This is a genomic window from Flavobacterium sp. (assembly GCF_044368995.1).
In the GTDB taxonomy this organism is placed as follows: domain Bacteria; phylum Bacteroidota; class Bacteroidia; order Flavobacteriales; family Flavobacteriaceae; genus Flavobacterium.
In genome coordinates this window covers 1-10,592 of sequence record NZ_JBIPMS010000055.1, presented here as the reverse complement: position 1 = coordinate 10,592, position 10,592 = coordinate 1, and the positions used below count along the sequence as shown (strand labels likewise).

11 protein-coding genes are annotated in these 10,592 nt (G+C 32.3%); 10 read left to right on the top strand and 1 reads right to left on the bottom strand.

The features are described from left to right. Together ACIQ2I_RS05455 and ACIQ2I_RS05450 are read left to right on the top strand one after the other, a co-directional pair. A partial coding sequence (locus ACIQ2I_RS05455; protein WP_396181424.1) for a Brp/Blh family beta-carotene 15,15'-dioxygenase occupies positions 1–489 on the top strand: 489 nt, incomplete at its 5' end. A 70-nt stretch (positions 490–559) separates the two neighbouring features. After that, the gene (locus tag ACIQ2I_RS05450) at positions 560–1,441 is read left to right on the top strand and encodes a hypothetical protein (protein ID WP_396181423.1); all 882 of its coding nucleotides are present in this window, start codon (positions 560–562) and stop codon (positions 1,439–1,441) included. A 97-nt stretch (positions 1,442–1,538) separates the two neighbouring features. Here the strand turns inward: ACIQ2I_RS05450 and dnaK are convergent, their stop codons facing one another. After that, on the bottom strand, positions 1,539–3,419 hold the full coding sequence (gene dnaK, locus ACIQ2I_RS05445) for a molecular chaperone DnaK (protein WP_396181422.1): 1,881 nt from the start codon (positions 3,417–3,419) through the stop codon (positions 1,539–1,541). Between the two features lie 256 nt (positions 3,420–3,675). Between dnaK and ACIQ2I_RS05440 the strand changes: the two genes are divergently transcribed. The 8 genes from ACIQ2I_RS05440 to ACIQ2I_RS05405 all read left to right on the top strand — a co-directional run. Then, the gene (locus ACIQ2I_RS05440) at positions 3,676–4,992 is read left to right on the top strand and encodes a DEAD/DEAH box helicase (protein ID WP_396181421.1); all 1,317 of its coding nucleotides are present in this window, start codon (positions 3,676–3,678) and stop codon (positions 4,990–4,992) included. Between the two features lie 154 nt (positions 4,993–5,146). Further along, positions 5,147–6,565 (top strand): L-serine ammonia-lyase, encoded by a 1,419-nt coding sequence (locus ACIQ2I_RS05435; protein ID WP_396181420.1) that lies wholly within the window; start codon positions 5,147–5,149, stop codon positions 6,563–6,565. Between the two features lie 259 nt (positions 6,566–6,824). Then, positions 6,825–7,643: a 3-methyl-2-oxobutanoate hydroxymethyltransferase gene (gene panB, locus ACIQ2I_RS05430; RefSeq protein ID WP_396181419.1), complete on the top strand. Its 819-nt coding sequence runs from the start codon at positions 6,825–6,827 to the stop codon at positions 7,641–7,643. A 79-nt stretch (positions 7,644–7,722) separates the two neighbouring features. After that, positions 7,723–8,076 (top strand): four helix bundle protein, encoded by a 354-nt coding sequence (locus ACIQ2I_RS05425; protein ID WP_396181418.1) that lies wholly within the window; start codon positions 7,723–7,725, stop codon positions 8,074–8,076. A 178-nt stretch (positions 8,077–8,254) separates the two neighbouring features. Continuing rightward, positions 8,255–8,944, top strand: coding sequence for an RluA family pseudouridine synthase (locus ACIQ2I_RS05420; protein WP_396181417.1), 690 nt, complete (start codon positions 8,255–8,257; stop codon positions 8,942–8,944). A gap of 185 nt (positions 8,945–9,129) precedes the next feature. Further along, positions 9,130–9,624 (top strand): thiol peroxidase, encoded by a 495-nt coding sequence (gene tpx, locus ACIQ2I_RS05415; protein ID WP_396181416.1) that lies wholly within the window; start codon positions 9,130–9,132, stop codon positions 9,622–9,624. Positions 9,625–9,631: 7 nt separating this feature from the next. Beyond that, complete coding sequence (locus ACIQ2I_RS05410) at positions 9,632–10,006, top strand: diacylglycerol kinase family protein (RefSeq protein WP_396181415.1); 375 nt, start codon at positions 9,632–9,634, stop codon at positions 10,004–10,006. A gap of 6 nt (positions 10,007–10,012) precedes the next feature. Continuing rightward, positions 10,013–10,592: DNA translocase FtsK 4TM domain-containing protein (locus tag ACIQ2I_RS05405; RefSeq protein ID WP_396181414.1), on the top strand; the 580-nt coding region annotated here is incomplete at its 3' end.

Genomic DNA, 10,592 nt, shown 5'->3' with positions numbered 1-10,592 from the left:
AATGAAGTGATTTTGGTAATTTCAGATATTTCAAAATTTAAACTTAATCCACTAGTGATAACTTGCGGTTTATTAATAATAGTAATTTTGTTCCTTGTTTTTTCTGTACAAATTTTAAAGACAAATAATAATAATAGAAAATTGTTACTTAAAGAATTATTTTACTTAATAGTTTTTTCTATTATATTTAAGGTGTCTTCATTAATTTGGGGATTTACTATTTATTTTGTAGTTTGGCATAGTTTACCATCAATTATTAATCAGGTGAGTTTTTTATATGGTGAATTTACTTACATCAATTTTTTAAAATATTTTAAGTCAGCTCTTCCTTATTGGCTAATTTCGTTGTTTGGTTTGGGTATGTTTTATTTTTTTTCTAGTGAATTGAAGTTGTTTAATTCATTGTTTTTTAGTTTTTTAGCAGCAATTACATTTCCGCATGTGCTTGTTATTTATAATATGATTAGAAAGTTTAAATATGCCAAGTAATTTTTTTTCTTGTTAATGTTTATCTTTTTAGTTTTTTAAATTTATTGTTTCATTTAATAAAATTAAGTTTATGAAAAAAATACAAACGTTACTCAACTTTTTTTTAAATGAAAAGTTCAAAGATAAGAGCGAGAATGTGATCATCTACATTTCAATTATTGCTTTTATTGGTCACTTACTTTTTATTTTCTTAAATAAAATTAATTTCATTCAACTTGAGCTAGTTACAAGTTTATATAATAATCCCATAGCAGCTATATATACACCGTTTTCTTTTATACTTATTTACGAGGTGTATTTATTAGTTTATTATCTTCCAAAATCTACAACCATATATATTGGTAAACAATATGAGATTATTTTGTTAATTATAATTAGAAGGATTTTTAAAGATATTTCAAATCTAGAATTAACAAGTAATTGGTTTGCAGTTAAGTACGATTTAATTTTTTTATATGATATTGTTGCTGTTGTAGTGTTGTTTTTTCTGATTTTTATTTTTTACAGATTGAGTGATTTACAAAAAAAGGAGGCGGTAATAAATGATAAAATTGAGCGATTTATAGCTATAAAGAAAGGGATTGCCTCTTTTTTGGTTCCTGTTTTATTGATTTTGTCCTTTTATAGTTTTTACGATTGGATTGTAAAAAGTTTCTTTTCTGTCAATGAATTAGTATATAATTTTGATGATATTAATAAGATATTTTTTGAAGATTTCTTCACTGTATTAATTTTAGTTGATGTGTTAATTTTGCTATTTTCATTTTTACATTCAGACAAATTCAGTACTGTAATTAGAAATTCTGGTTTCATTATATCTACTATAATGATAAAGTTATCTTTTAATACCGAAGGGATATTGAATGATATTTTGTTAGTCTTTTCTGTAGTATTTGGAATATTAATTTTATTAATTCATAACAAATACGAAAAACTTAAAAAGAATATTTAGATTTATTGAAAATAAAAAAACCGAGTAATTTCTTACTCGGTTTTTAATTATTTACTCATTAATCTTACATCGTAAATCTTACATCGTAAATCGTAAATTATTTCACTTCTTCAAATTCTACATCTTGTGTAGTGTTATCAGAAGCTTGTGGTTCTGCTTGTGCAGCTCCTTGAGCTTCACCAGTATTATACATTTCTGCAGATGCATTTGTCCAAGCAGTATTGATTTTTTCTAAAGCAGGCGTAATTGCAGCAACATCTTTTGCTTCGTAAGCCATTTTTAATTCAATTAAAGCTAAGTTAATGGCTGTTTTATTATCTTCAGATAATTTTTCACCAAATTCAGCTAATTGTTTTTCTGTTTGGAAAATCATTGAATCTGCTTCATTTACTTTATCTGCAGTTTCTTTAGCAATTTTATCTGACTCAGCGTTTAATTCCGCATCTTTTTTCATTCTTTCGATTTCTTCAGCTGTTAAACCAGAAGACGCTTCGATACGAATATCGTGAGATTTTCCAGTTCCTTTATCAGTTGCAGAAACTTTAATGATACCATTTGCATCAATATCAAAAGTTACTTCAATTTGAGGAATTCCTCTTGCTGCTGGTGGAATACCATCTAAATGGAAACGACCAATAGTTTTGTTATCTGCCGCCATTGTTCTTTCACCTTGAATAACGTGAATTTCAACACTTGGTTGGTTGTCTGCTGCAGTTGAGAAAACTTGCGATTTTTTTGTAGGGATAGTGGTGTTAGACTCAATTAATTTTGTCATTACGTTACCCATGGTTTCAATTCCTAATGATAAAGGTGTTACGTCTAATAACAATACATCTTTTACATCACCAGTTAAAACACCACCTTGAATTGCAGCTCCAATAGCTACAACTTCATCAGGATTTACTCCTTTTGATGGTTTTTTACCGAAGAATTTTTCAACTTTTTCTTGTATAACTGGTATACGAGTAGAACCTCCAACTAAGATAACTTCATCAATATCAGAAACTGATAAACCAGCATCTTTTAAAGCTTTAACTACTGGTTCCATTGAACGCTTGATTAAAGAATCAGCCAATTGTTCAAATTTAGCACGTGTTAATGTTTGTACTAAGTGTTTTGGTCCAGAAGCCGTAGCGGTAACGTATGGTAAGTTAATTTCTGTTTGAGCAGAAGCAGATAATTCAATTTTCGCTTTTTCAGCAGCTTCTTTTAAACGTTGTAACGCAGTTGGGTCTTTTCTTAAATCTAAACCTTCAGCAGCTTTAAAGTCGTTCGCTAACCAGTCGATAATTACTTGGTCAAAATCGTCTCCACCTAAGTGCGTGTCTCCGTTAGTAGATAATACTTCAAAAACGCCATCTCCTAATTCAAGGATAGAAATATCGAAAGTTCCACCACCTAAATCGAATACTGCAATTTTTTGATCAGTACCTTGTTTGTCTAATCCGTAAGCTAATGCCGCAGCAGTTGGCTCATTGATAATTCTCATTACTTTTAAACCTGCAATTTCACCAGCTTCTTTAGTTGCTTGACGTTGTGCATCGTTAAAATATGCAGGAACAGTAATAACTGCTTCTGTAACTGAATGACCTAAATAGTCTTCAGCAGTTTTTTTCATTTTTTGCAAAGTCATTGCAGATAATTCTTGTGGCGTGTATAAACGACCATCAATATCAACACGTGGTGTGTCGTTATCACCTTTAACTACTTTGTAAGCAACAGTAGAAGCTTCTTTAGCACTTTCCGAGTACTTGTTACCCATAAATCTTTTGATAGAAGCAATAGTTTTTGTTGGGTTAGTTACCGCTTGTCTTTTTGCTGCATCACCAATTTTAATTTCTCCACCTTCTACAAATGCAATTACAGATGGTGTTGTTCTTTTTCCTTCTGCATTAGCAATTACAACTGGTTCTCCACCTTCCATTACAGAAACACAAGAATTGGTTGTACCTAAATCGATTCCAATAATCTTACTCATTTTATTTAATTTTAAATTTTATTCGGTTTATTTTTTAAACTCATTTTGGATAAGTCAAGTTTTGTGCCAAGTTACTATACCAATATAAATTGTCAGTATTTCTTTTTACAAGGCTATAATATCTGACATTATGTCATTTAATTTATTCCTAACTTGTTGGTAATCTGTCAAAATTCATTGGTAATTCATAAATAAAGCAAATCAAAATTCTCTATTACACATTCAAAGTTGTATCTTTGCCATTCAAAATACAAATATGACATTTCAAGATTTAAATTTACATAGAAATATACTTCAGGTTTTAGAAGAAGAAAAATATATTACGCCAACACCCATACAGCAGCAAGCCATTCCTGTTATTTTAGAAGAACATGATTTAGTGGGTTGTGCACAAACAGGAACAGGAAAAACAGGTGCATTCGCCATTCCAATTTTAAATTATTTACATCCAATAGTAGGTTCTAAGACGAAACGAAAAGTAATTAGAACTCTAGTTTTAGCGCCAACGCGTGAATTGGCCCATCAAATTCAAGATAGTTTTGCCACTTACGGAAAATATATGAATACCAAATCGATGGTTATTTATGGTGGTGTAAGTCAAGTCCCTCAAGTACAACAATTAAAAGACGGTGTTGATATATTAATTGCCACTCCAGGTCGCTTTTTGGATTTAAATAAACAAGGTTATTTGGATATGGATAACTTACATCATTTGGTTATTGATGAAGCGGATCAAATGTTAGATATGGGTTTTATTAATGATGTGAAGAAAATCATCAAATTAATTCCTGAAAACCGTCAAACATTATTGTTTTCTGCTACGATGCCAGTTGCTATTAGAGAATTAGCCGACCAGTTTTTGAAAAAACCTAAATACGTTTCGGTAGCGCCTATTTCTAGTACAGCAGAACGCGTGAACCAAAAAGTATACATGGTTCAGAAAGAAGACAAACGAAAATTACTGATTCATTTAATTGAAGAAGAAAATATAAATAATGTGTTGGTTTTTGTAAGAACGAAACACAGTGCCGATAATGTGGTAAAAGCATTAAAAGTAAAAAATATTTCTGCTGAAGCGATTCACGGAAATAAATCTCAAAACAACAGAATTAAAACCTTAGACGGATTTAAAAGTCAAGAAATCTCCGTTTTAGTGGCAACAGATATTGCCGCTCGAGGAATTGATATCGATTTGTTACCTTATGTGATTAATTTCGATTTGCCAAACATACCAGAAACCTATGTTCATAGAATTGGTAGAACAGGTAGAGCTGGAAATGAAGGTTTAGCGATTTCTTTTTGTGGTAAAGATGAATTACCATTTTGGAAAGACATTGAAAAACTTACGCGTCAGCAAATTAAAGTCGTAAAAGAAAATCCGTATCCATACAGAGAATTTACGGAAGACGAATTAAAGAATAAAGAAACGGATACCCGAGGCGACAGAAGAAATCCTAGGCCAAAACAAAATAACACACCAAAAACACCAAAAGCAGCTAAATCTGAAAATTCAGACAATTCAAATTCAAGAAAGTCTGATGCTTCTAAACAGAATAAGAAGCGTTGGTATTAGGAGGGTTTGGGTTTAAGGCATAAAAAAAAAGGGATAAGTTCTATAGAATTTGTTCCTTTTTTTATTATACAACATACAATTTTCAAATATTTTCACTTCGTATTTCTAACTTCCAACTTCAAATGCTATCTTTGCTACTATAACGATTTAGTTTATGGAATGTATTTCAGTTTTTGATATGTTAAAAATAGGCGTAGGGCCTTCAAGTTCACACACTTTAGGACCCTGGCGTGCTGCAGAACAGTTTTTAGCAGAATTACGAAATCAGAATATAATTAATGACGTACATCGCGTAAAAGTCGATTTATATGGGTCACTTTCTTTAACAGGAAAAGGCCACGCTACAGATTTAGCTGTGATGTTGGGTTTAAGCGGCGCCGATCCAGAATTAGTACCTATTGATGACATTGCATCTATTATTGAAGGTATCAAAACAAGTAATGAATTGATTTTAGATAACGAATTCAAAATTCATTTTAATGTAGTCTCAGATATCTTTTTCAATAAGAATTTTTTACCTTTTCATGCTAATGGTATGCTGTTTACTGCCTATACAAATGACGGTGAATACAGTTCAACTTTTTATTCCATTGGAGGTGGCTTTGTAGTTAAGGAAGAAGCAGATACAACTTCAAAAATAGAAATAAAAGGTACTTTTCCTTTTCCAATTGATAAGGGAGTAGAATTATTAGCATTTTGTCATTCAGAAAGCAAATTGGTTTCTGAAATTGTGTATGAAAACGAAAAATCATTGCGTTCCGAAGAAGTAATTCATACCGAATTAATGCGAATTTGGCATACCATGTTAGAATGTATGTACATTGGCGCGCATACCGATGGTATTTTACCTGGTGGATTAAACGTGAAACGAAGAGCGTACGACATGCATACCAATTTAATCGGAATTGCCAATTATAATTCGCCACAAGAATGGTTGACTTGTATTCGTCAAACGGAGGTGAAGTTCCGTCAAATATTAAAATGGGTTTCCTGTTTTGCATTGGCAGTAAATGAAGTAAATGCTTCTTTAGGTCGAGTAGTTACAGCACCTACCAACGGAAGTGCAGGCGTAATTCCGGCAGTTTTGATGTATTATTTGGTGATTGAAAATCATCATGCTGGCGAAAAAGAAATCAAACAATTTTTGATGGTAGCAGGACAAATTGGTAGTATCTTCAAAAAAGGTGCTACAATTTCAGCAGCTATGGGAGGTTGTCAAGCAGAAATTGGCGTTTCTTCGGCTATGGCCGCTGCGGCTTTGTGCGAATTAATGGGCGGTACGCCAGACCAAGTCTTAGTTGCTGCTGAAATAGCCATGGAACATCATTTAGGCATGACTTGCGACCCTATTGGTGGTTTGGTGCAAGTGCCCTGCATAGAACGCAATACCATGGGGGCGATAAAAGCCATACACGCTGCAGAATTGGCTTTAGAAACCGATGCTAAAAATGTGTTGGTGCCTTTAGATAAAGTAGTGGCCACCATGTGGGAAACCGCTAAAGATATGAATTCAAAATACAAAGAAACTTCTGAAGGCGGCTTAGCTATTGGAGTAGGATTGGCGGATTGTTAATTTTGATAGGTACGACTATTTAGCAGATTTATTTGATTTCTATTTTCTTCAGGTATCAATTATATGAACAATTTTCCAACTGTTGTTTTCAAAAACCAAAAAATAGTAAAATAAATAATTGTTTCATTGTGGTTACATTTATTTATTGGTATTAAATGTATAAAAATTGCTACAATCCATATCTTTATATTAATTTTACAAAATATTTCGTTCGGTACATAACTGAACACTTAAAACTGATAACTGAACACTAAAGCGTATGTCTGTAGCAAAAAAAGATTATAAAAAAATTACTACGAAGTCGTTAATTGACATGAAAGCCAATGGTGAAAAAATTTCTATGCTAACAGCATACGATTTCACAATGGCAAAAATTGTAGACACAGCAGGTATTGATGTGATTTTAGTAGGCGATTCCGCAAGTAATGTAATGGCAGGAAACGAAACCACGTTACCAATAACTTTAGATCAAATGATTTATCACGCAAGTAGTGTGGTGAAAGCGGTTGATAGAGCGTTAGTTGTGGTTGATTTGCCTTTTGGAAGTTATCAATCCGATCCTAAAGAGGCGTTGCGTTCTTCTATTCGTATTATGAAAGAAAGCGGGGGACACGCTGTAAAATTAGAAGGTGGTAAAGAAATTGAATCATCTATTAAGAAAATATTAAATGCTGGTATTCCTGTTATGGGACATTTGGGATTAACACCACAATCGATATATAAATTCGGAACGTACACCGTTCGTGCTAAAGAAGAGGAAGAAGCAGATCAATTGTTAGAAGATGCTAAAATGTTAGAACGTATTGGTTGTTTCGCTCTAGTTTTAGAAAAAATACCAGCTAAATTAGCTCAAAAAGTTGCAGAAAGTATTTCTATTCCAGTAATTGGAATTGGAGCGGGGAGTGGAGTAGACGGTCAGGTATTGGTATTGCATGATATGATTGGTATGACACACGAATTTAGCCCAAGATTTTTACGCAGGTACATGAATTTATTTGAAGACATGACTAAAGCCATTGGACAATATGTGTCTGATGTAAAATCAGTTGATTTTCCTAATGCGAATGAACAATATTAAGTTAGACTAGTTAGACTTCTTAGATTTTTAGACAGGTTAGACTTTTTAACTTTATGACAATTAAAACACAATAACATATATGCATAAATTTAAGGAATTGGGAATTTGGCAAAAAAGCAGGTTGTTCTGTTCTAAAATTTATAATGAAACAGCATCATTTCCACCAGAAGAAAAGTTTGGGTTAACCAATCAATTAAGGCGCGCCTCTGTTTCTATTCCTTCAAATATAGCAGAAGGATCTTCAAGAAGTTCTAATAAAGAATTTGCAAGATTTTTAGAAATCGCTATCGGTTCTGCATATGAAGTAGAAACGCAGCTATTAATTTCTGTAGATTTGGGTTTTTTAACCCCAGAAAAAGCAAAAGAATTATGCCAACAATTAGAAGAAATCATCAAAATGACTTCTAAATTTCGTTCCACACTAATAATCTAATAATCTAACCTTCTAAGAAATCTAATAATCTAATCCTCTAACAATCTAAAAGGTCTAACAATCTAACCTTCTAAGAAGTCTAAAATCTAACCTTCTAAGATGTCTAAAATCTAACCTTCTAAGAAGTCTAAAATCTAACCTTCTAAGATGTCTAACCTTCTAACAATCTAAAATACAAATGAAAATAGTTTCCGATTCTAAAAACCTTCAAATTCTTCATGAAGACAATCATATAATAGTAGTGAATAAGCGCGTTGGAGATATCGTACAAGGAGATAAAACAGGTGATGAACCCTTATCGGATATTGTAAAATCGTATTTAAAAGTAGCTTACGACAAACCTGGAGAGGTTTTTCTTGGTGTGGTGCATCGTTTGGATAGACCAACAACTGGAATTGTGGTTTTTGCTAAAACATCAAAAGCCCTAACGCGTTTGAACGAAACGTTTAAAAACAGAGAAACGCAAAAAACTTATTGGGCTATCGTTAAAAATGCACCACCAAAAACGGAAGATACTTTGGTGCATTTTTTAAGAAGAAACACTAAAAACAATACTTCTAAAGCGCATTTAAAGGAGGTTCCGGAAGCTAAAGAAGCCAAATTATCCTATAAAATTATTCAGAAATTAGATAATTATTATGCGTTAGAAATCGATTTGTACACCGGACGTCATCATCAAATTAGAGCGCAACTCACAGCTGTAGGCTGCCCAATTAAAGGCGACTTGAAATATGGTTTTGATAGAAGCAATCCTAACGGTGGTATTCATTTACATGCTAGAAAATTGGTGTTAACGCATCCTGTTACTAAAGATCCATTAGAAATTATCGCTCCAGTACCGGAAGATGTATTGTGGAAGTTGGTTTGAGTTAGTCGTAAAGTCGTAAAGTCGTAAAGTCGAAAGTCGAAAGTCGAAAGTCGAAAGTCGAAAGTCGAAAGTCGAAAAGTCGTAAAGTCTAAAGTGTAGATTTAAGACAAGACTTTAAAAACTTTTTGACATTTGACATTTGACTTACATATTTTTTGTATTTTTGAACCTTAAAATTTAAAACTATGTCAACAGTAACTTTAGGAGGAAATCCTGTAAACACAAATAACGCTTTACCAGCAATTGGTTCTGCTGCGCCACAATTTCAATTAGTAGGAAACGATTTGTCTGAAATTTCTTTACAAGATTTTAAAGGACAACGTGTCATCTTAAATATTTTTCCAAGTATTGATACGCCTACTTGTGCTACTTCAGTTCGAACGTTTAATAAAATGGCTAACGATATTGCAAACACTAAAGTTTTGTGTATTTCTAAAGATTTGCCTTTTGCACAAAAGCGTTTTTGCAGTTCGGAAGGATTAGACAATGTAGTTAACTTATCCGATTTTAGAGATGGAAGCTTTGGAAATGATTATGGGGTAACACTAATTGATTCTGTTTTAAAAGGATTACATGCCAGAGCAATTATAGTAATTGATGCAGATGGAAAAGTTACGTATTCTGAGTTGGTAAGCGAAATTGCTAACGAACCAAATTACGAAGCTGCTTTAAACGCATAAAAAGAATATGATACAAGATAAAAGATTTGTTTTTGGTAGAATTAAAAGTGTAGGTTTCGCTGTAAAAGGCGCCTTTAAATTAGTTTCTACTGAACACAGCATAATGGTGCAATTTTCTATTATGTTGTTAATGATTTTTGCAGGTTTTTATTTTCATATTAGTCGTATCGAGTGGATGTTGCAAGTTCTAGCTTTCGGACTGGTTTTGGGTATTGAAGGTGTGAATACTGCCGTAGAGAAAATAGCAGATTTTATTCATCCTGAATTTCATGACAGAATAGGTTTTATTAAAGATATTGCTGCTGGTGCTGTTTTATTTGCGGCAGGTAGTGCATTAACAGTAGGCGCATTAATTTATGTGCCTAAACTATTTAATTTATAAAAATTAATGGCTAAAAAAGAAACAACAAGCGCATCGGATAAGAAACTGCGTACTTCTATATTTAAAACCACACGAGGACAAAAGTTTGTTGTTGGTTTTTTCTTTGTTATAATTGCATTGTTTTTATTATTATCGTTTATATCGTATTATATTTCAGGTAGTAACGACCAAAGTCAAATTGATCAATTGGCTAACAGAAACGTTGTCGTTGAAAATTGGTTGGGTAAAATAGGTGCTTGGTTGGCTGATTTCTTCTTGTATCAAGGTTTTGGTATAGCTTCTTTCTTGTTTGTTAAGATTTTCTTTTTAATTGGTGCTTATTTAGTTATCGATTTGCCATTAAGTAAAATTAGAAAATCCACTTTTTGGGATTTATATGCTATTGTTACTATTTCTTTATTTTTTGGACTTATTTGGGATTATGTTCCCCATTTATCTGGAGTAATTGGTTTTGAAATACATGATTTAATTCAAGATTATGCTGGGGATATTGGAACGATTATGATTTTAGTTTTCAGTGTAATTGTATTTTTAATCTTTAAAGTTAAAGTTTCTCCAGATAAATTAAAAGACTTTTTAGATGCAA

Bases quoted from the DNA above. Each gene is read 5' to 3' on its own strand.
- ACIQ2I_RS05450 (WP_396181423.1), top strand. From the start codon at position 560: ATGAAAAAAATACAAACGTTACTCAACTTTTTTTTAAATGAAAAGTTC.
- dnaK (WP_396181422.1), bottom strand. From the start codon at position 3,419: ATGAGTAAGATTATTGGAATCGATTTAGGTACAACCAATTCTTGTGTT.
- ACIQ2I_RS05440 (WP_396181421.1), top strand. From the start codon at position 3,676: ATGACATTTCAAGATTTAAATTTACATAGAAATATACTTCAGGTTTTA.
- ACIQ2I_RS05435 (WP_396181420.1), top strand. From the start codon at position 5,147: ATGGAATGTATTTCAGTTTTTGATATGTTAAAAATAGGCGTAGGGCCT.
- panB (WP_396181419.1), top strand. From the start codon at position 6,825: ATGTCTGTAGCAAAAAAAGATTATAAAAAAATTACTACGAAGTCGTTA.
- ACIQ2I_RS05425 (WP_396181418.1), top strand. From the start codon at position 7,723: ATGCATAAATTTAAGGAATTGGGAATTTGGCAAAAAAGCAGGTTGTTC.
- ACIQ2I_RS05420 (WP_396181417.1), top strand. From the start codon at position 8,255: ATGAAAATAGTTTCCGATTCTAAAAACCTTCAAATTCTTCATGAAGAC.
- tpx (WP_396181416.1), top strand. From the start codon at position 9,130: ATGTCAACAGTAACTTTAGGAGGAAATCCTGTAAACACAAATAACGCT.
- ACIQ2I_RS05410 (WP_396181415.1), top strand. From the start codon at position 9,632: ATGATACAAGATAAAAGATTTGTTTTTGGTAGAATTAAAAGTGTAGGT.